Consider the following 19,611-nt stretch of genomic DNA (forward strand, 5'->3'; position numbering starts at 1 on the left):
CCTCCTCGGCTCTCTCGTGCTCTCGTATCTCTCGTGCTCTCGTACCGGTGCGGAATCGGGAAGGGAGCGATCGCGGCTCACGTGCCGAGCGCGGGTATGTCTCCCTTGGGCCCGCTGGATCCGCTGGATCCGCGTGGCCCTGTCGGCCGGTCCGCGTGCGCCGCGGCGCGCGGTTCGCAGATCAACAGGGCCAGATCGTCCTGGAGCGGGCCGCCGGCATGCGCAGTGACCAGGGAGACCAGGGCATCGAGCGATTCTTCCAGCAAGGGTTGGCACAGCGCCCGCCGGACACCTTTGTCCAGGTCGAACATCGTCCCGTTCGCGTCCCGCGCCTCGCTCAGCCCGTCGGTGTAGAGCAGCAGCCGTTCCCCGGCTCCGAACCGGGCCCGTTGGAGGCTGGGCACAGGATGCAACCCCAGCGGGGGCGAGCACCGGCTCGGCGGGAGCGGCTCGACCCGGCGCCCCACCCGCAGCGGAGCAGGGTGCCCGCAGTTCACCAGCCGCACCTCACCCGGTACGAACTCGGCCAGCACCACCGTGACGAAGTCCTCCGGGCCCAGCTCGGGGCTGATCCGGGTGTCGAGGTGGGTGGCCAGATCCACCAGCCCAGGCGTCGTGTAGGCGCCGTCGCGGAAGGCACTGACCGTGGCCGCGCACAGCAGGGCCGCCTCCGGGCCATGGCCGCGCACGTCTCCGATCACCACACGCAGCCCGTACGGCGAATGCGCCAGGTCGTAGAGGTCACCGCTGAGACCGCTGCGATCCGCGGGGTGATGCCGCGAGATGATGCTCACGCCGCCGACCTCCAGGGCCAGAGGCCGCAGTACCGCGTTCTGCGACTGCCGCACGACACGGAGCAGTTCGGCCTCCCGTCCGACGCGACGGCCCGCTCCGTAGACGGCGGCGGCACCACCGGCAATCAGTACGAGGCCGTCGCATACGGCGTCGAGCGGCGGGACTTCGCCGCTCCACATGTCGATCGCCGCGGACAGCCCGATGGACCAGAGCGCGACGGCGGCGGTGGCACGCGGCCCCAAGCGAGCGCCGGCCAGGACAGGACCGACGAGCAGCATGCCGAGCACCGGCTGCCGGCCCGTCACCACAGCGGTCACGGCGACCAGGACCCCACCGGTAAGGATCACCAGTACCGCGCTCGATGTCCTGTACCGCCGCCGAGTCACCAACCGTCCCCCACCTCCTCACACAAGGTGAGCGCGTCACTATGCCGGACGGTCGTGGGGAGCCGGGCGCGTTGGCGGAATATGCCGCGTCTTGACTGACCATGGCTGGAAGCCGGCACATTGCGGCGCCGAAATATGCGGCTCTCGTGAACTGGCGGGGTGGGCTGCGCGGGAGGGGGTGTCGGCGGCGGGCGCTGGACGCACTCGTCGTGCGGGTGCCGTGCGGTGACATGCCGTGCGGTGCCGTGCCGTGCCGGTATGCCTGGAGTCGCCCTTACTCCGTTACTCCCTCTCTCCCGCACCCGCCGCACTGGCCCTCACCGCATCCGAGATGGACTTGACCCCACCGTGCGCGGAAAGCCCCCCGTCCACAGGAATCTCCGCACCGGTAATGAACGAGGACTCATCGGAAAGCAGAAACACCACAAGCGGCGCGATGTCATCAACGGTCCCGCTCCGCCCGAGCGGCGTCTCCCCGATGGTCGCGTCCCGAAATGCCTCCGTGGCCCCGGCGGTCATCTCGGTCTCGATATACCCGGGATGCACGGTATTGACCCGAATTCCCCGAGGCCCCAACTCCATGGCAGCAACCTTCGACACCCCACGCAGAGCCCACTTACTCGCGGTGTACGCGACGGGGTAGTACCCGGTGAGCGCGGCAGACGACCCCACATTCACGATGGACGCCCCGGCCGGCATGAGCGGGGAGAGATACTGGATTCCGAGCAGCGGCCCCACGGTATTCACGGCCTGCACCTGCGCGAAGTCCTCAGCCCGAACAGTGTCGATCCGCTCCCGCTGAATCATCCCCGCGTTGTTGACCAGCCCGTGCACCTGGCCGTACGACTCCTTGAGCTCGGCGGCGAGTTCGGCCCAGTCCGCCTCACTGCTGACGTCGAGGCGTCGACACGCGTCCCCCTCCGGCCGCACATCCGTCCGGATCACCGTGGCCCCCGCCTGAGCCAAGGCGGCAGCCTCAGCGGCTCCTTGCCCTCGGGCTGCGCCGGTGACTACTACGACCTTGGCGGTCAAGGGCTGGGAACGCTGACCACTGTTGAAGATCCGAGTCATGGCCGACAACATAGCCGCGGTAGGTAAAGACCCAACGTCCAGGAACTTGCCCTAGCTGTATTGCCCTTCTGGGGTAGCGCCGAGGTAAGCCCAAAAGCCGCCAGTACTTGATCTTCGCCGAGGTGGTCGCACTTCAAGCGCCTGTTCACGCATCCGGAGTGGCTGGCCGAGCTCGGCGACACCGCGGTGTGGGTGCCGCTCATGCAGCGGTTCTGTTCACGCGGATCAGGGTCTGCCGGCCGTTCGCGACGAGCTTCCGGGCGCCGTCGGCCTGGACGCCGTAGACCTCGAACTGGCAGACGGTCAGGGTGCGTCCGGGCTTCAGGACGGTGCCGATCGCTTCGAGGTGGTCACCACCTCACCGGCTGTGCGGCCGCCGAATTCCCGACAGCCCCGTTTTCAGGAGGCGGTGCCGGTGACCCCGGTGCCGGACCTGGTCAGCGTGTACGTCAGTCGTGTCCCGCTCCAGAAGTAGAAGGTGAGGGTCACGGCGGCGCCGTCGGTGACATCGCCGAAGAACGCGGTCGGCAAGATGATCGTGCCTGCGGTGTAGTCCGGTGTGAAGGCCACGTTGAACTGCTTGTACGTCGTCCAGGACTGCGGACCGGCGGGGCTGCCGTCGGCGTAGACGGCTTCCATGGTCGCCAGCTTGTCGCCGTTGAACGCGTTGGGGATCGCCAGCGAGGCGGTCGTACCCGTCGCGCTCGTCAGCACCGGCTTGTCATAGGTGATGACGTTGACGGCCCAGGGAGTTCCGTCCGTGAAGCGGAGGGACAGGACGGCATTCGTGCCGTACTCCTGTGACGCGGTCAGCCGGCCGAGGGTCGCCGCGGCGATCGTCAGCGTGCTGCCGCTGACGGTGTAGTCCACACCTCTGACCAGGTGGCGGGCGCCGACGACGTCGATCCTCGTCAGCCGTGTGCCGTTGAGGTTCAGCGTGATCGTCGCGTCCGCCGGGGCCCCGCCCTTGGGCACGAAGAGCTGATCGGTGGAGGCGGTGCCGGAGCGCCCGGTCCAGCTGGAGCGGATCTGCGCGTAGAGGCTCGGGTCGTTCCATTGCAGGGTGCGGCGGTTGAAGCGACTGCCGTTGTCCCACAGCATCGTGGTCAGGCCCCGGAAGCGCGCGTAATAGCCCAGATACTCAAGGTACTTGAGCGTCTCGCCCTCTTCGACCGTGCCGGGGCCGGAGTCCCAGCCGAGCAGCCCGTACTCACCGACGACGGCCGGGATCCCGTTGGCCACGAAGGCCTTGTGGACCAGGTCGAACGTGTCGGTCAGGTCCTGCTGGGTGGCCGCGTTGAAGGTCGTGTAGCCGGCGAGGTTCACGCTGAAGGGCCAGAAGCTGTAGTAGTGGACCGAGGCCACGAGGTTCGGGTCGTCGAGCGCGGTGAAGGTGGCGAGCAGGGTGTCGATCTTGGCCTGGTCCGGGGTGTCCCCCAGGGTCGGCATGACCAGCAGCCGGTCGGCGTTGCCTCCGCCGGTCGCGCGCACGACGGAGTGGAAGGTCGTGTTGAGCTCGTTCATCAGGACGGCGTTCTGCTCGTCGCCTGAACTGCCGGTGAAGAAGGGCTCGTTGACGCTCTCGAAAAGCAGTCGGCGCGACTCGTCCCGGAAGGTGGCCGCGATCTGCTGCCAGGTTGCCGTGTACTGGGCCAGGACCGCGTCATGCTGGGCCGGCATGTTCAGCACCCACTGCCACGCGTCGCCGTGCATGTTGATCAGAACGTGGAAACCATCGGCCAGGGCCCAGTCGACTACCTCCTTGATCCTGGCCAGGAACACCGGGTCGAGGGTGTAGGCCGGAGCCGGGCCCTCGTGCTGGCCCCAGGTCACCGGGATCCGGATGCTCCTGAAGCCCTGCGCCTTCAGCCTGCGGAAGAACGCGCGGGTCACCCGCGGGTTGCCCCACGCCGTCTCGTCGGCGCCGATGGCCTCGAAGGTGTTGCCCAGATTCCAGCCGGGCTGCATGTCCGCGACCACGTCCAGCGCGGACGCCGAGCCGGCGGAGCCAGTGGGCCGGGCAGCGGCTTGGGTGGCGGCCCGGGCGGCCGACGGGGTGGACAACGCCGCGACGGCGAGGGCCGCGGAGGTCGTCATGGCCTGGCGGCGAGTGAAACCGGCTGAACGCGGCATAGAGCTCTCCATTGAGTCGAATGGCCTGCCCTCATGTCGGCGGCGTCAACTCAACGTCGAAGCGCTTCGACACGTTGCGGGAGCCTAGCGCAGCCCGGCGGCGGAGAGAATGGGCTGATCCGCATGGAAAATGGATCGAGCCCAGGAGGGCCTTTCATCGAAGCGCTTCCCCGCGGTGGGCGTCAGGCGTGGCGTCACGCAGGTTCGCCGGAGTTGGTTCCCTGCTCATCCGCGGCCGATACCGGCACCGGCACCGGCACCGGCACCGGCAGGACCTTCGACCGCCCGGCGGGGGATCCCACACGGGGGTCTCCCACGGGGAGAGGGCATCCGGGCCGGAGGCGACGAACGCGCCCCTGATGGGGATCTCCGGACCGGAATTCAGCCAGAGCTCTTCGCCCCAGGTCGTTCGCTCGGCAACGATGCGGGGAGGGCGTGGGCCGAAGAGCGATTGGCGATCCGTGAGGGGCGGACGCGCCGGGTCAGTCTCCAGCCTTGCGGCGGGCACGGTAGGCGGCGACGGTGGTCCGGCTGGCACAGGCGTTGGAGCAGAACCGCCGGGTGCGGTTGCGGGAGTCGTCGACGTAGAAACGCTCGCAGTCGACGGCGTGGCAGCGGCCGATCGTCACGGCCGGGTCGCCGCAGACGACATGCGCGAGTGCCGCGGAGCAACTGCGCCCGAGCCAGCTCACGGCGTCCTCGCCGTTGGGAGCGAAGTGCAGATGTGGCGAGCCTTCGCCGTTGTGGTCGTCGACCCGGACAAGCGGCGGGTGCTGTTCCAGCAGGGCATTGACGGGGCCGAGCGGCCCGCCATGGCATGCGGCCTCCACCGCGCCGAGCAGCCTGGGCAGAAGCTCGCCGAGCCGCTCGGGGTCCGGTTCGGCAATCCGGTGCTGGCGGAACATCTCACGGCGCAACTCGCTCGGGTCGTCGCCATTGACGATCTCGACCGCAAGTCTGGTCAGATTCCCGATGTAGTCGACGTAACGCACTTGACCACCTACCTCCCAGCCTGAAGAGTAGGCATCATGACTACTGATGCCGCCTACATGATGGACGGCGGAACCGCCGTCGCGCGAATGCTGCACCGTATGGGCCGGTGGGACGAGGCGCTCACCATGCTGCCGCCGGACGCAGCGGCAGAGCGGGCCGAGATCCTGGTGGACCGCTACTGGTGGAGGCTGGACGGCGCCGCGGCGGCTGAGGAGGCGGTCAGCGCACTCCAGCCGTCCGACCCCGTGCTCGCCGGATACCTCACCGCACAGATCCGTTACACCCGGCTGCTGTTCAGCCCGGAGTCGCTCCCAGAGGACCTGCAGCTGGCTCGCGAAGGCTTCACCACCGCCACGGCCGACCGACGGCTGACCGGCTGGGCCACGTTCTGGCTCGGAGTTCTCGCCGACAACGTCAACAAGGATCCCCACGCCGCCAAAACGGCCTACCGGCAGGCACTGGGGCACGCCCGGGAACATGACGACGCACTGCTGGAGTCCTACGCCGTACGCCACATCGGAGGCCACCTCCTGGAGCAGGACCGCGAACAAGGCATCGCCCACCTGCGCCGGTCCTACCACCTGCGTGCATCCCTCGGCGCCCGCCCACAAACGGCGGCAGCGGCCCTCACTCTCGCCGGCGAACTGCCCCCTGGAGCCGAACCGGATACGCTCCGCGAGACCTCCGGCCTGACCGCCCGCGAACTGGAACTGACCTGGCTGCTACGCACTCTTTGACGGCGCCGCGTCATGCACGTCCCCGCGAGCGCACGTGGCCGACGGACCATCGAACCCGCGGACCCCGCTACCGCCGTCTCGACACGCGCCGACGGAGCCGGGGAACTCAACGGAACAGGTTTGTCCCACACTTGAGCACCGCGTGTGGTGATTCAAGGGTCTGGTCGGAATTTCGTGACGGTCACGCTCGCGTGTTCCGGGCGGGGCTTGGGGGGTCGTCCTCAGCGTGACGACCATGCACACCGCCGCCGTCAGGAGCAGAAACAACTGCCCGAGGGCGCCCGGGGGCGCTGTACGCCCCCGGGCGCCCTCGGTCGTTCGAGGACCTCCCCGCCAGTGCGGTGTCAGCCGATCTTGTCGGTGAAGCCCACCGACAGGAATGTCTGATGGGTGACCTTGCCCTTGCTGGCTCCCGCCGTCCACGTGAAGGTGTACTCCAGAATGGAGCTCGTCTTCGGGTCGACGATCACCCGGCCGGTGCTCTTGGCCTCGGCGAACTCCAGGGCGGTCCCGCCGCGCCCGGTGCTGTCCTTGACGGTCCCGACGAGTTTGACGCCCTTCAGCCCCGCCATCGCCTTGAACAGCCCTGCCCGCAGTTTCGGGCTCGCCGGGGACCCGCCGAGCAGGGTGACCCCCTGGTCGAAGGTGGAGATGCTCTTGGGCCTCGGCGGAGTCTGGAGCAGCTGGAGCAGCTTCGCCGGGTCCGTGGTCAGCTGGTCCAGGCCCTTCCAGTCGAGGTCCTTGGGCCCGAGCTGCCAGTCGGGCTGGCGCCCCTTCTTGTACGCCTTGCCGTTGTTGATGACGTAGAAGTCCATGGACTGCGAGAGGTACGAGTCGCCGATCGTCAGGTGCGTCTTCCAGTACTTCCCCGAGGAGGCCGACTGGGTGGCGGCCACCGTGGAGATGTCGTTGAGGAAGACGGTCGCGGTGTCCGCGCGCGCCTCGCTCCGCGTGCCCGTGGGTGTCTCACCGGTGTTCGCGTACGTCACCACACCGGCCGCGACCGCGGCGGCGGTGAACAGGCCGACGAGGGCCCGGCGGCGCCCGGACATTCCCCGCAGCGGTACGGTCACCACCGCGCCCTTCTTGCGCCCGGCGGCGTGCCCGGCCTCCTGCGCGGCCACCGCCGCCTCGATCCCCGCCCGTGCCCTGGCCAGCGCCTGTGCCGACGGCGGCTCGACCCGCCCTGCGGCCACCAGTTCATCGGCGCCGGGGAAGTCCAGCAACACCGCCCGCTCGCTCATGCCGGTCTCCTCCACGTCCTGCGTACTCATGCCGGTCCTCTCCACGTCGTACGAACTCATGCCACGTCTCCCGTCACGCTCAGGTGCCGTCCGGCCGGGCGGGTTGCTGCGAGCCGGTCGCGCAGCCGACCCCGTGCCCGGTGCAGCCGCGAGCGGGCGGTGCCCGCCGGGATGCCCACGGCGGCGGCCGCCTCGGCGGGGGAGAGCTGCTCCCAGCTGACAAGCAGCAGCACCTCCCGCTCCTCGACGGGCAGTTCGGCCAGCGCCCGGCGCAGCGCGGGGGCCAGCGCGGCCGCGTCGAGCCGCTGGTCCACCGCCTGCCAGGGATCGGTGATCTCCACTCCCGGTACGGCCTCCTGCCGCCCCGCCCGCCGCAGGTGTTGGGACAGCACGTTGCGGGCCACCCCGAACAGCCAGCCCCGCGCCGAGCCGCGCGAGGGGTCGAACGTGCGCCGCGCGGCGAACGCCTGCAACCACGCCTCGGCCAGCAGATCGTCCGCCGCGCCGGGCATGCGCCGGGCGAAGTAGCCGTGCAGGGCGGGCGAGTACGCCTCGACCAGCGGGGTGAACGCCGCCGTGTCCCCCGCCGCCGACCGTGTCAGCTGGGCGTCGCTGTCGCCGTCACGGTTGAGGGCGCCGTCGCTGCGCTTCTCGTGTTCCCGGGTATCCGGTTTCACGGAATCTCCGTCTCCGACCGCCGGACGACGGTCTCACCCAGTACTTGTCATCAAGTCGCGGATCCGTTCGCACCCCCTGCCAGAGTGGCTCCCCGTCGGAGTGGCCTCGTCTTTTGTTGGCGCGGCTCGAACGCGTGCATCATTGCTCAGCCGTTGCCAACGGAGCCGGCGAATGACGGATGGCGCGGCTTGCCGCCGACGGCGATGCCCCGTGCAGGCGCTCTGAACCCACAGCAGGCGGCCGACCGGGTATGCGGCTGTGCCGCTCGCTGGCCGTGCCCACCGGCCGGGCCCGCTGCTCGGCCGGCTGCACGCGCCCGACGTCAGCCCCCTTGTGGCCCTTCTCGGCCGGGGACAGGCTCATCAGCGCCACGCAGGCGGGCCGCGTCGTCAGGCGCGTGCCCCGCGAGCCAGACGGCGATGCGTTCCTTGAACTCGCGGTTGACGTAGGGACTTTCGTGGACCGTTATCCACTCCAGGCGCCGCAGGACGTTCTCCGAGCGGTCCGGATGACGCACCGCGAGTACGTCGACGCCGACCTCGCCCGTTGAGGCGTGGACGTACACGCTGCCGTCGAGAGCCATCATGGCGAAGCCCGGATGGCCCGCGTGCACGCCGAGGAACGCCGAAGCCGCGGCCCGGCCCATGATGTCCCAGCGCTCCCGGAGCCGGACCCGGGCCCAGACCGCCGGCGCGGCATGGCTGCCGCCGTGCAGGTGCCGCACGGCGGCCCGGTGTGACCGGGTGCCCTGTGGAAGCTGTACGAGGAACTCGCGCCGGTGGTCGAGAAGGCCCGATGAGACGGCGAGGTCGTACCAGTCCGCATTGAGTCGCTCGACAAGCCGCGGGGTGTCGTACCGGTGGGAGAAGCCGCCGGACACGTCTTCGGCCTCGTATCCGAGGACAAACGGCATCACACCGCCCGGCACGGCGTCCGGGATCACCTCAAGCCCGGCCCGCCACAACGGCCGGTACACCTTGCGGTCGCGCTCCCGGGTACCCATAGATCATCGTCCCTGTCACCCTGCCGCAGCAGGACAAGTCCCCGCTCAATCAGCCCTCATGGCATCCGAGATGGACTTGACCCCACCGTGCGCGGTGAGCCCCCCGTCCACGGGAATGTCCGCCCCCGTGATGAACGACGCCTCATCGGAAAGCAGAAACACCACAAGCGGCGCGATGTCATCAACGGTCCCGCTCCGCCCGAGGGGCGTCTCCCCGATGGTCGCGTGCCGAAATGCCTCCGTGGCCCCGGCGGTCATCTCCGTTTCGATATACCCGGGATGAACGGTATTGACCCGAATTCCCCGAGGCCCCAACTCCATGGCAGCAACCTTCGACACCCCACGCAGCGCCCACTTACTCGCGGTGTACGCGACGGGGTAGTACCCGGTGAGCGCGGCAGACGACCCCACATTCACGATGGACGCCCCGGCCGGCATGAGCGGGGAGAGATACTGGATTCCGAGCAGCGGCCCCACGGTATTCACGGCCTGCACCTGCGCGAAGTCCTCAGCACGAACACTGTCGATACGATCCCGCTGAATCATCCCCGCGTTGTTGACCAGCCCGTGCACCTGGCCGTACTCCTCCTTGAGCTCGGCGGCGAGCTCGGCCCAGTCGGCCTCACTGCTGACGTCGAGCCGTCGACACGCGTCCCCCTCCGGCCGCACATCCGCCCGGATCACCGTGGCCCCGGCCTGCACCAACGCGGCAGCCTCAGCGGCTCCTTGCCCTCGGGCTGCGCCGGTGACAACCACAACTTTGTCAGCCAGGCGTTGGGAACCCTGCCCGTCATCGAAGATCCGATTCATTCCGACAACATATCCGCGGCAGGTAACGGGCCGAGACTGAGCTTCGGGCTTCCATGCCCACCCGGAAAGCTGCACCTCCCCGGCAGCAGGGCACCTGCCCTGCCCTGCCGAGTGGGGAGACAAGCCTGGCTTGACCTACTCGAGGAGGCAGGGGTGAGATGAGTGCCCTCTGGCCTCCAACCAGCCCGACGAGCAGTGGAGTAACCCTTGACAAGGCTGATCCTTCAACCAATTGGAGAGATCTGCTCCAACGATGACGGCGAGGAGCATCTGCTGCTGGCGCCAGAGGACGATACGGAACTTCAGTCTGTTGCGGGCTGGTTGAATAATCACCCAGTGGACGAGATCTACACCGATGCAATCCGGAATGCGATCGACTATGTACTCGACGGCGGGAGAACAGGCAGGTTCGACTTACTGTCGCCTGAGGTGCATCCAGGTGAGCGAGCTTCTGTGGGGGCCAAGCTTGAGTACGAGATCCTTAGAGGCTTCAACCTGCCGAAGACCAAACCGCTAGACACCCACATCACCGAAATCCCAGTAGACATGAAGGCAACCGTCGGTGCGAATTGGGCAATCCCCACCGAGGCGCACTGTCGCCTATGCATCTGCACGCAGATGCAACTCAAGAACAACAGGCACAGGTCATGGCTCGTTCGCGCGCATCGGTCATGGCTCTACCGCGGCAAGGGAAATAAGGATCAGAAGCGCGGTCTCGCCGTGCATGCACGCGAACACTGGAGTCTGCCGCTCTACAACTGGACTGAGCTACCCATCAACCCACTGCGCTACTTGACCGAGGAGCAGGCCGCCGAAGTTCTCGGTGCGAAACCTGGTCAGGTTGAGCGGATGTTGAAAATGTTCCAATACCTTGAAGGCAGAGTCATTCCGAGGAACGTCTTCCTGACTGTAGGCGCAGGCAAACAGGACCCGATGCGACGCGCGCGTCAACTGAGGGACAGAGCAGCCCAACAGGGGCTAACCGTCCTGTGTGGCACCTGGCCAGAGTCACGGGAACAGGCTGCCGCACGCGGCATCTCCCTCAAGACTGGTGAATGGATTGCCCTGCGTGAGGACGCAGGGCACGCCGATCAAGGACCCAAATCACAGTCCAGTTGAGCAGATTCCAGTTCCCGACTCCGAGGACTACTCCACTTGCAGAGCTGGGGGCATCCTCTACGGTCCTCGACCAGCCTTGCCTGGTCCAGTCCTTCAACTGGGCCACACAGCAGCCCAGTTGGCCTTCACCTCGGCTCGCACGCCTACGCCAGCGATCAATGATACTTATGAGAACCGCGTGTCCACTTCGATGCCCAGGAGCTCGCCTGTGACTCTCTTCGAGCACTTCGGTCCGGCACCAGGTGTCTTTGACGATCCGGAACTGATGCTCGTACGCCAGCACTTGCTCTCGCTCGACCCGGAGGGTGTGCGCTTCGCACGTGTCCTGCGAGACACCATCGACCAGCTTCTGGATGGGGAGCACACAGGCAGGTTCGACTGGAACGACCTGCACAAGACCGAGAAGACCCATGCGGGGACCCTCACCGAGATCAATCTTCTGCGTGAGTTTGGATTCGCCAGTGGCGATGACCTGGACTACCTGATCGAGGGGATCGAGGTCGACTGCAAATTCTCCCAGAAGCAGTACGGCTGGATGATCCCGCCGGAGGCACTTGATGAGATCTGCCTCGTCGTCTGGGCAGACGACCACAAGGGGCTGTGGAGTGCGGGACTACTACGCGCCGACCGCGCTCGGCTCACGATCAGCGGGAACGTGACGAAGAAGGGCAACCGGGACGGCAAGTTCCGGCTCACGAAGGACCACCGTTCCCTCGTGTGCTGGCTCTGGCCCGAGGCACCTCTGGAGGAAAACCTTCTGCTTCACATCGACAAGCAGACTCAGGCAGCCATCCTCAACGCTGGGGCAGGATCAAAGCGCAGCCCTGGGCAGGCGAAGGTCAATGAGTTGTTCCGCAAGGCACAAGGACGCCGGATCAACCGCACAGTGATCCGCACCCTAGCTCGGCAGAAGGACTACATGAAGCGTGTGCGGTACAACGGAGGTGCGCGTGAAAAACTCCGCAATGAGGGCATCCTCATCTGCGGCGACTATCCGAATCACCAAGCCGTCGCGGCGCAGCTGGGCCTTCCAGTTCCTCAAGAGGGCGAGAACGTCAGCATCCGCATTGTAGAAGCCAAGCCACATCACGAAGGACAGCCTCGCGTGTTGCTTGAGGGCCGCCACTGGGTCAAAGCCACTCCCGATGACCCAGAAGAACGAGCCCCCCTGCTGCCAGAGACAAAGAAGAAGCCGGGAACGGACGACTGAACGCTATAGCGGAAAAACAAGATGCAAGGACCTACGAACGAAGCGATTGGCGAGCCGTGGATTCCGCCTGAAGGATCCTGGGCATCGTCTGCTGCCCGACGTCGCAATATGCAAGCCATCCGCAGTCGTGACACGAAGCCGGAGCGCTTGGTAAGAAGTCTGCTTCACGCTCAGGGGTTGCGGTACCGAGTGGCTGCCAAGCCACTACCGGACCTTCGGCGGACGGCTGACATCGTCTTTCGCCCTGCGAAGGTCGCCGTGTTCATCGACGGCTGCTACTGGCACGGCTGCCCCGACCACTACGTGCCGCCCAAGACCAACTCTGGCTACTGGTCAGACAAGGTCGCCCGGAACATGGCTCGTGACCGGGACACAGACGAGCAGCTCCGAGCCGCCGGCTGGACCGTGCTCCGGTTCTGGGAACACGATCCTGCCGACGATTGTGCCGTGAAAATCGCAGCAACCGTCAGTCGTCTGAGGAAACCCAGGAACGGGTGATACTCCGCCTCAGTTCTTCTTCGCTTTGGCAGCAGCCTCGAACGCAGCGTAGATCTGGTCACCGACGGCCTGTGCCACAGGCGGCGGGAAGGCATTGCCAACCTGCCGGTATGCCGCGGTCTTGCGTCCGGAGAACTTCCAGTCCTTGGGGAAGCCCTGGATCAACGCCGCCTGGGTCACTGTGAGCTTGGGACCCGCCGCAGCGAAGAGATCACGGTCTACGTCCTTCATCTCATCCGGCTCATTGGCAACTCCCATCCCGCACACGCCCAGTTCCGCCCAGGCCCGTTTGGCACGCGTGGGACCAAGGTCGGCACCGCCATGCTTCTTCGAACCGCCTACAACCGTAGGCGCCACACCCTCCAGTGCCTTCTCGTACCAGTTCTTGAACGCCGTTTCAGCCCTGGGATCGTTCGAGACAGCGTCGTACCGCTCCCTCATGGAGTCTTCGAGAGCCTCACCCACAGTGACCAACTTGGCCTCAGCGGGCTTGTGGTGCTCGAAGTAGCGGGCGTACTCCGGCTTCATCGCGACGAGGATCGCCCGCGGCCGGAGCTGCGGGACACCGTAATTCTTGGCTTCCAGGACGTCCCAGTAGCACTTCTCGTAGCCCATCGACTTGAGACGCTTGATGATGTCCTGGCGGTACTCGGCGAACTTTGGATCAAGCAGGCCACGCACGTTCTCGATCATCACAGCCTTGGGCTCAAGGTGATCCACGAGCTCCAGCATCCTCGGGAAGAGGTCTCGCTCGTCGTCACGACCGAGTTGCTTACCTGCTGCCGAGAAAGGGGGGCACGGCACTCCACCTGCCAGGAGATCCAACACTCCGGGCTCTAGACCCAGGGCGTCCGGATCGAACTCGCGCAGGTCAGCCTCAATGACTCTGCACGCCTCCCACTCCGGATTGCTCTCAGTGTTGGCCGTGAGGGTCTCGCAGGCGTATTTGTCGATCTCAATGAGCGCCACATGCTTGAAGCCTGCGTTGTGCAGCCCAACAGCCTGCCCCCCAGCCCCAGCGCAGATCTCCACTGAGGTGTACTTGCGGTCCTTCGTGCGGGTCATGCCCCCTCCTTACGGTCGTACAGCGGCGGACACATCTTGCAATCCACCATCACTGAGGGTGACAGACCCCACTGACAACGAGACCGCACCAAGTGTGCCGGACGCCCCGCGGATTGTTGAACGCACCCTCCGTAGCGCCGAACACTCATACGATATTGCACATGCGGATACCTGCCTGGGCTGAGGATGAACTCGTACTGGCCGGAGCCCTCGTCGTGAAGAACGGCTGGCGAGAGCTGCGGACCAATGACCGGGCGGTCCAGGAGCTGTCGGAGCTGATTCGCTCGCTTCCGATCCACACGCCGGAGGAGCGCGCCCTTCCCGGCTTCCGCTCTCCTGACAGCGTGAGCCGCAAGACCACGGACTTCATGACGAACCACAGGCTGTACTCGGGCAAGGCCACCCGCTGCGGCAAGCCCACGCTCCTCATGATCGAGGCGTTCACGGATCACAAGGCCGAGATGCTCCAGGCAGCCCAGGCCCTTGAGGAAGGCATCGCCTCGGGCGAGCTGCACCGCATTCCCCCGCAGATGGACGAGATCGACGAAAGCGGTGCCACCGCGATCGAGGGACGCCTCCTCGTCCGCCGAGCCCTTGCCCGTGAGCGGGATCCGAAGCTCCGCTCGCGGAAGATCGAACAAGTGCGGCGCAGTGGGCGTCCGCTCCAGTGCGAGGTCTGCGACTTCGACTTCGCCAGCACCTACGGGGATCTGGGCGAGGGCTACATCGAAGTGCATCACGTCACTCCCCTTTACGTCTCCGGGATCCGCGAGACCAGGCTCAACGACCTCGCATGCGTATGCGCCAACTGCCACCGCATGTGCCACAGGAGCCGTCCTGGAGAATCCTGGCGCACCCCGGCCGCCCTTCGTGAGCGGATCCGGAAGCCTGCTTAGGCCGCGCCCCACTAGGCCGCTTCCACTTCGGCTTCGTAGTGCATCTGCGCCTGGTCGAGGATGTCGTCCGGATCATGGCCGCGGGCGGCAGTCCAGTGGAGCAGGTCTGCGATCAGCTCCACCGCCGTCTCCTCCAGGCCCGCATCCCGTCCTCTTCCAGGCAAGGCAAATCCGTCACCGGTCTGGTCGTACCTCTCAAGTGCCTCCACAGCCCGCTCGATGCGCTGGCAGGCACGTCCCGCGCCGGCCGGGATCTCGCACCAGACCGCCTTACCTGTCGCGGTCAGTACCGTCCCCCAGTCGACCGCCAGCGTCGCGAGCAGGTGCAGTCCACGTCCGCACTCCTCGTCGCATGCCGCCGACTTGAGTGACGGTGCCGCTCGGCTCTTGTCGTGGACTTCGAGGCGTAGCCGCTCACCCCGCCACTCAAGGATCAGAGTCGCCGCCGCCCCTTCGCCGACGTGTTTGACGACATTCGTCGCCAGTTCCGTGACAAGCAGCTCGGCCTCATCAGTAGCGGCGGGCATGCCCCACCGGCTCAGCTGCTTGGCAGCAGCTCTCCTCAACAAGCGCACTTCTCCTGCCGCCGCCTCGAACGGCAGGACAGAGCGCAGTCGGGGTTCGGTGACTTCGCAGCCAGACATGGCCACTCCTCCCTCCCTGGCCACGCACATACTGAAGCTCACCGTGCTCATACGGCTGCAATGCGTAGCGACCTGTGAGTGAGCATGGCACAGAGAAGTCTCACCATGTAACTTCTCACAAGAATCCATCGAGTGAATCTGATGGTGAGTCCAGGTACTCGCTGCCTAGCCTGATAGCGATCTCCGGGCTTGTCTGCCCGGCACGTGGCGAAGGAGTCGAATGCCCGAACGAACCACCACCCGCCGCCGCCAACTAGGCGCGATGATGCGCAAGTTGCGCGCCCGGAAGGGTCTGACCCTTGAGGAAGCCGGCGGGCTCGTCGGTGTGTCCAAGGCGACGGTCAGCCGGTACGAGACGCAGGCCGGGCCAGTCAAGTGGATCGTCGTCGACGCCCTGTGCCGGGAGTACGAAGCAACGGAGGCTGAGCGCAAGGCCGTTGTGGGACTGGCGAAGGATGCCAAGCAGCAAGGCTGGTGGAGTTCCTTCGCCGACTCCATTCCGGAGAGCATGAACCTGCTGCTGACGCTCGAAGACGAGGCCGTGCGCGAGAGCCACTTCTCCTGTGTCTACGTCCCTGGTCTCCTCCAGACGTGCGCCTACAGCACAGCCCTGCAGAAGGCCAACGAAGTGCCTCTGGAACCAGCGGAAATCGAGCGGCTCGTCGACATTCGCATGAAACGGCAGGAGATCCTGACCCGGCCGAAGCCGCTGCACCTGTGGGCGATCCTCGATGAGTCGGTGATCCGCCGCGTAGTTGGATCACCGCAGATCATGAAGGAGCAGCTCGACCGACTGCTCGATGCGAACGAGTCACCCCACATGACTCTTCAAGTACTGCCCTTTTCCAAGGGAGCCCACGCGGCTGCTCTGGGCAGCTTCGTCATCATCGGTGGCACAGAACCCGCCCTGGACGTGGTCTACGTCGACTTCCACACCGGCTCCCTCTTCCTGGAGAAAGACGAGGAACTGGAGCGCTACAGACTTGCGTTCGAGTACCTCCGGGCACAAGCGTTGGACATGGAGGCCTCCTCCGCCATGATCCATCGCGCCCGCAAGGAGCTGTGAATGTCGGTTGGCTATCGGTCCGTCGCCGAGCCCGTCTGGTTCAAGTCGTCGTACAGCGGCGGCAACACAACCGAGTGTGTCGAGGCCGCCTTCATAGCCACGGGCGTTCTGCTGCGAGACTCCAAGCACGCGGAAGGCCCTCATGTCACAGTGTCAGCCGCGGCATGGCGAGAGTTCTTGGCCGTCACCTGCTGACAACATCGGCCCCACTTCCGAACTGCGATGCCAATGACTGCCCGAACGTTTGCCGCACGACGACCGGCCGCATCACGGTTCAGGGGAATGTGCCGGGCACCGTCCAATCGCCGGAAGGCGAGGACTTGGTGGAGCTCCCGGACTCGGTACTCAAGGAGGCCATACATGCTCTTGGGCGGTGACGAGTGGCGTAGGACGTTCGACGCGTATGAACGTGACGCGTGGCGGTTCGAGGCCCAGCCCACCTACACAATGCCCAAGGAAGCAGACAACGTCGCCCGCTTCCTTCACGGTGAGCCGAAGCCGGCCGACCACAATGCGCGTTGGCATGAGCGGGTGCACGCGTACGTGACTTCAGGACGCACCATCGGGCGCGTACGGGTTGTGCGGCAGCCGTTGACGGACTACCAGCGGTATCAGTTCGCATGGGGAATTCCCGGCAATATTGCGGCCGGAGAGGACATCCGCATCCTGGATGCCACGCAGCGGGACTACGGCCTTCCCCTGTCGGAAATCGACTGGTGGAGGTTCGACGATACGCACGTAGTGCATCTGAACTTCCGACCGGACGGGACTCAGATCAGCCGTGAGATGTTCGCCGGTGACACCTCCCCCTACTTGGAGTGGAAGCGCATTGCGCTGGCTCACTCGTTGCCGTTCTCCAAGTACGTGAACGAACTCGGGTGACCTTCGGCGGCGGTCGGCTCCACAGCCGGGTCGCGGTAGCCAACCGTCAACCGTTCCTCCAGAAGACCAAGGCCCTGTTGATCAGATCCTTGGCCGGGTCCCCGAAACACGCGGCCTCGCTGAGAGCAGCAAGCGCCTTGTCGTGAAGGGCGAGTTCGGTCGGGTCGGTGATGTCCACGCCGGTCGACACGAGTTCGTAGTGGGCTCGGCCGTTGTCGTACATGTTGAAGCCGGGCATGGGGACCACAGGCATCTCGACGGTGCTGGGGAGAATACCGAGGGTCAGGGACGGGAGGTCGATGTCGCGAAGGAGGCGCTCCATCTGCCCGCGCATCACGGTCGGCCCTCCGATGTTCGTGTAGAGGGCCTGCTCTCCCAGGACCACGTCGTAGTGGTGTTCGCCGTCGTACAGGACCTGTTGGCGCTCCATCCGCTTGGCCACGCCCGCGGGCACGTCGTCCGGGACTTCGAGGAAGTCGACGACCCGGCGGAGGATCGCGGTGGCGTAGGCCTCGGTCTGGAGCGTGCCCCAGATCATGGAGGGGACGTACGCCTTACCGTGCCGCGTCTGCTGGTACCAGCGGACCACCTCGTCCTGGATGTCTTCTGTTCCGGTGGACAGACGCTGTTGCCACGGCACCGAGCTGGTCACAGAGGGCTCCCCTCGGTTGCTGACGGTGAATTCTCTTGGTCATACCCACTTCGCCGGCATCAGTGCAACGCCTCGATGGCCCTGAGGATCAGAGCTCGTGCCTCGGCACCGTAGACGGCCATGCGCCGCAGCCGTTCGAAAGCCTTGATGTACAAGGCGATCTCGGAAGGCTGAGTGATGTTCACCTCCGCGGAGATCAACTCGACGGACACAAGGGTGTCGTCGTGTACGTCGAACGTCTCCTGGGGCCACAGCGTCCGCTCTGGGGTCGCCATCGGGATGATGCCGAAGGAGATCGCGGGGAGTGCGCCGGCGGTGAGGAGGTAGCCCAACTGGGCAGCCATGGCCTCTGAGTTTCCGAGCTGGTAGTAGAGGACAGCCTCCTCGACAACCATCGAGAAGCGACGACCTGGTTCATGGATGATCTGCGAGCGCTGCATACGTGCCGCCGCGGCCTCGGCCGCATCGTCGGGAACGTCGAGAAGGCGGGCGTTGGTACTCAGTAGCGCTCGCGCGTACCCCTCGGTCTGTAGCAGTCCGGGCACCAGCACCGGAGAGTAGACGCGCAGCAACTCCGTCGACCGGTACAGCTCTACATAGCTGTCTTGCAGCTTCTTCAGCCCTGTCCGCACACGCTGTCGCCACTCGCGGTAGAGGGATTCCGCGTGTTGAGAGGCTGCGATCAGATCGGGGACCTGCTCGGCGGTGCCAGTCGCGCTGCACCACAGACGGATGTCCGTGGGCGATGGCGGAGTTCGGGCGTTTTCGATACGAGAGGTCTTGGCGTGGTGCCATCCGCATTGCGAGGCCAGCTCAGTGACCGTCAGGCCGGCGTTTCTCCTCAGGTCGCGCAGTTGCCGGGCCACTCTCTCTCGTGCGGCCTGGGCTGAGGAAGACGGGGATATGGGCATGAGCCGACCAATGATGCTTTCCGTCAGTGGATCGCGTACTCGCTGTGTGGGACGCCGCGTTCCCAGATCGCCTCGAACGCATCCGAGCACTGCTTGACGAGTTCGGGTTCGCTGCGCATCTCCATAGGAGGGTCGGCCCAGTCTCCCGCTCCGCTGAAATGGTTGAAGAGGACCTGCGTCCCATCGAAGATCCACAGATCAGCGCCCGGCAGCAGCAGGTCCACTGCTCGTCGGCGGGGCAGCCACCGCACCTGTTCTCCGGCGGCGACGTTGACGACGGCTCCCGCGTGCTCGTAGCGGATGTAGTCGGTGACCGGTTCGGAAACGATGCGTGCTCGCCGTACGGCGACCCCGCGGGCGACCGCTCGGGAGATCATGTCGACCCAGGGTGCCCAGTACTCCGAGGCGGGATCGGAGTCCCGCGAACCCGTACGCAGCCAGGTCTCGAAGTCGCCGACCTCATCGCCGACGGAGTACTGGTCCCGCATTTCGAGGTGTACGGCCGAGTGCTGTGCCGTTTCCATGAGCTCGTCAAAGCTGGGTACGTTCTGCGGCATCGCAGGCCTCCCTCAGAAGCGGCACGAGGCGTGCGGGGACGCGAATCACCGTCTCATGGTCAGGGATGCCCCTGGCGTGTCCGGGCGCGGTGTTCTCCACACACTGGGTCCGCGTCACTTCGTCCGCCGTGTAGCTCTGAATCACGATGTCCCCGCTGTCCAGATCCACCCATGCCGTTGGGGATCCGTTCTTCCCTGTGTCGGGGTCGATACCGATGAAGCGTAAGCGCACAACTACCTCCCACTGGGCGTGCGTTGATG

General features: G+C 65.9%; 22 protein-coding genes and 1 pseudogene. 8 read left to right on the forward strand and 15 right to left on the reverse strand.

Annotation, left to right across the window (positions count from 1 at the left end):
• Positions 1 to 77 precede the first annotated feature (77 nt).
• The 5 genes and pseudogenes from OHT57_RS19620 to OHT57_RS19640 form a co-directional block, all read right to left on the reverse strand.
• Positions 78 to 1,112 carry a PP2C family protein-serine/threonine phosphatase gene (locus OHT57_RS19620; RefSeq protein WP_328747751.1) on the reverse strand — a complete coding sequence of 345 codons (1,035 nt, stop codon included), beginning with the start codon at positions 1,110 to 1,112 and terminating at the stop codon, positions 78 to 80.
• A 351-nt stretch (positions 1,113 to 1,463) separates the two neighbouring features.
• Positions 1,464 to 2,252 carry an SDR family oxidoreductase gene (locus OHT57_RS19625; protein ID WP_328747752.1) on the reverse strand — a complete coding sequence of 263 codons (789 nt, stop codon included), beginning with the start codon at positions 2,250 to 2,252 and terminating at the stop codon, positions 1,464 to 1,466.
• A 199-nt stretch (positions 2,253 to 2,451) separates the two neighbouring features.
• Positions 2,452 to 2,607: pseudogene (locus OHT57_RS19630) on the reverse strand (DUF4442 domain-containing protein); the annotation flags it as partial.
• Positions 2,608 to 2,651: 44 nt separating this feature from the next.
• The gene (locus tag OHT57_RS19635) at positions 2,652 to 4,385 is read right to left on the reverse strand and encodes a cellulase family glycosylhydrolase (RefSeq protein WP_328747753.1); all 1,734 of its coding nucleotides are present in this window, start codon (positions 4,383 to 4,385) and stop codon (positions 2,652 to 2,654) included.
• Between the two features lie 482 nt (positions 4,386 to 4,867).
• A complete protein-coding gene (locus OHT57_RS19640; protein ID WP_328747754.1) occupies positions 4,868 to 5,377 on the reverse strand; it encodes a CGNR zinc finger domain-containing protein in 510 nt (169 codons plus the stop codon).
• A 36-nt stretch (positions 5,378 to 5,413) separates the two neighbouring features.
• Between OHT57_RS19640 and OHT57_RS19645 the strand changes: the two genes are divergently transcribed.
• Positions 5,414 to 6,115 (forward strand): hypothetical protein, encoded by a 702-nt coding sequence (locus OHT57_RS19645; protein WP_328747755.1) that lies wholly within the window; start codon positions 5,414 to 5,416, stop codon positions 6,113 to 6,115.
• Positions 6,116 to 6,459: 344 nt separating this feature from the next.
• Here the strand turns inward: OHT57_RS19645 and OHT57_RS19650 are convergent, their stop codons facing one another.
• The 4 genes from OHT57_RS19650 to OHT57_RS19665 form a co-directional block, all read right to left on the reverse strand.
• Positions 6,460 to 7,419 carry a hypothetical protein gene (locus OHT57_RS19650; protein WP_328747756.1) on the reverse strand — a complete coding sequence of 320 codons (960 nt, stop codon included), beginning with the start codon at positions 7,417 to 7,419 and terminating at the stop codon, positions 6,460 to 6,462.
• On the reverse strand, positions 7,416 to 8,036 hold the full coding sequence (locus tag OHT57_RS19655) for an RNA polymerase sigma factor (protein WP_328747757.1): 621 nt from the start codon (positions 8,034 to 8,036) through the stop codon (positions 7,416 to 7,418). The genes OHT57_RS19650 and OHT57_RS19655 overlap by 4 nt, the downstream gene beginning before the upstream one ends.
• Positions 8,037 to 8,359: 323 nt before the next feature.
• A complete protein-coding gene (locus OHT57_RS19660) occupies positions 8,360 to 9,040 on the reverse strand; it encodes a hypothetical protein (protein ID WP_328747758.1) in 681 nt (226 codons plus the stop codon).
• A 45-nt stretch (positions 9,041 to 9,085) separates the two neighbouring features.
• Entirely contained in the window at positions 9,086 to 9,850 is a 765-nt protein-coding gene (locus OHT57_RS19665) for an SDR family NAD(P)-dependent oxidoreductase (RefSeq protein WP_328747759.1), read from the reverse strand.
• 207 nt (positions 9,851 to 10,057) lie between these two features.
• On the opposite strand from OHT57_RS19665, the gene OHT57_RS19670 reads away from it, so the two are divergent.
• The 3 genes from OHT57_RS19670 to OHT57_RS19680 all read left to right on the forward strand — a co-directional run bounded on the left by OHT57_RS19670 (position 10,058) and on the right by OHT57_RS19680 (position 12,677).
• Complete coding sequence (locus OHT57_RS19670) at positions 10,058 to 10,969, forward strand: NaeI family type II restriction endonuclease (RefSeq protein WP_328747760.1); 912 nt, start codon at positions 10,058 to 10,060, stop codon at positions 10,967 to 10,969.
• Positions 10,970 to 11,177: 208 nt separating this feature from the next.
• Positions 11,178 to 12,179, forward strand: a complete 1,002-nt coding sequence (locus OHT57_RS19675) for a NaeI family type II restriction endonuclease (RefSeq protein ID WP_328747761.1) — start codon at positions 11,178 to 11,180, stop codon at positions 12,177 to 12,179.
• A gap of 21 nt (positions 12,180 to 12,200) precedes the next feature.
• Positions 12,201 to 12,677: a very short patch repair endonuclease gene (locus tag OHT57_RS19680; protein WP_328747762.1), complete on the forward strand. Its 477-nt coding sequence runs from the start codon at positions 12,201 to 12,203 to the stop codon at positions 12,675 to 12,677.
• A gap of 9 nt (positions 12,678 to 12,686) precedes the next feature.
• Here OHT57_RS19680 and OHT57_RS19685 read toward each other — a convergent pair whose 3' ends face one another.
• The gene (locus OHT57_RS19685) at positions 12,687 to 13,742 is read right to left on the reverse strand and encodes a DNA cytosine methyltransferase (protein ID WP_328747763.1); all 1,056 of its coding nucleotides are present in this window, start codon (positions 13,740 to 13,742) and stop codon (positions 12,687 to 12,689) included.
• Between the two features lie 161 nt (positions 13,743 to 13,903).
• On the opposite strand from OHT57_RS19685, the gene OHT57_RS19690 reads away from it, so the two are divergent.
• Entirely contained in the window at positions 13,904 to 14,638 is a 735-nt protein-coding gene (locus OHT57_RS19690; RefSeq protein WP_328747764.1) for an HNH endonuclease, read from the forward strand.
• Positions 14,639 to 14,649: 11 nt separating this feature from the next.
• On the opposite strand, the gene OHT57_RS19695 is transcribed toward OHT57_RS19690, so the two are convergent.
• The gene (locus OHT57_RS19695) at positions 14,650 to 15,333 is read right to left on the reverse strand and encodes an ATP-binding protein (protein ID WP_328747765.1); all 684 of its coding nucleotides are present in this window, start codon (positions 15,331 to 15,333) and stop codon (positions 14,650 to 14,652) included.
• A 169-nt stretch (positions 15,334 to 15,502) separates the two neighbouring features.
• Here OHT57_RS19695 and OHT57_RS19700 point away from each other — a divergent pair, with 169 nt between their 5' ends.
• The 3 genes from OHT57_RS19700 (at position 15,503) to OHT57_RS19710 (ending at position 17,230) form a co-directional block, all read left to right on the forward strand.
• Positions 15,503 to 16,348, forward strand: coding sequence for a helix-turn-helix domain-containing protein (locus OHT57_RS19700; protein ID WP_328747767.1), 846 nt, complete (start codon positions 15,503 to 15,505; stop codon positions 16,346 to 16,348).
• Entirely contained in the window at positions 16,349 to 16,543 is a 195-nt protein-coding gene (locus OHT57_RS19705) for a DUF397 domain-containing protein (protein WP_328747768.1), read from the forward strand. It begins immediately after the preceding gene.
• A 165-nt stretch (positions 16,544 to 16,708) separates the two neighbouring features.
• A complete protein-coding gene (locus OHT57_RS19710; RefSeq protein WP_328747769.1) occupies positions 16,709 to 17,230 on the forward strand; it encodes a DUF6879 family protein in 522 nt (173 codons plus the stop codon).
• Positions 17,231 to 17,276: 46 nt separating this feature from the next.
• On the opposite strand, the gene OHT57_RS19715 is transcribed toward OHT57_RS19710, so the two are convergent.
• The 4 genes from OHT57_RS19715 to OHT57_RS19730 are packed head-to-tail and all read right to left on the reverse strand — an operon-like array spanning position 17,277 to position 19,582.
• Positions 17,277 to 17,882 (reverse strand): DUF5753 domain-containing protein, encoded by a 606-nt coding sequence (locus OHT57_RS19715; protein ID WP_328747770.1) that lies wholly within the window; start codon positions 17,880 to 17,882, stop codon positions 17,277 to 17,279.
• 59 nt (positions 17,883 to 17,941) lie between these two features.
• Positions 17,942 to 18,793 carry a helix-turn-helix domain-containing protein gene (locus tag OHT57_RS19720; RefSeq protein WP_328747771.1) on the reverse strand — a complete coding sequence of 284 codons (852 nt, stop codon included), beginning with the start codon at positions 18,791 to 18,793 and terminating at the stop codon, positions 17,942 to 17,944.
• A 23-nt stretch (positions 18,794 to 18,816) separates the two neighbouring features.
• Positions 18,817 to 19,350 carry a DUF6879 family protein gene (locus OHT57_RS19725; RefSeq protein WP_328747772.1) on the reverse strand — a complete coding sequence of 178 codons (534 nt, stop codon included), beginning with the start codon at positions 19,348 to 19,350 and terminating at the stop codon, positions 18,817 to 18,819.
• Entirely contained in the window at positions 19,325 to 19,582 is a 258-nt protein-coding gene (locus OHT57_RS19730; RefSeq protein ID WP_328747773.1) for a hypothetical protein, read from the reverse strand. The genes OHT57_RS19725 and OHT57_RS19730 overlap by 26 nt, the downstream gene beginning before the upstream one ends.
• Between the last annotated feature and the right edge of the window lie 29 nt (positions 19,583 to 19,611).

Origin of the sequence: Streptomyces sp. NBC_00285 (assembly GCF_036174265.1) — a bacterium.
Taxonomy (GTDB): Bacteria; Actinomycetota; Actinomycetes; order Streptomycetales; family Streptomycetaceae; genus Streptomyces.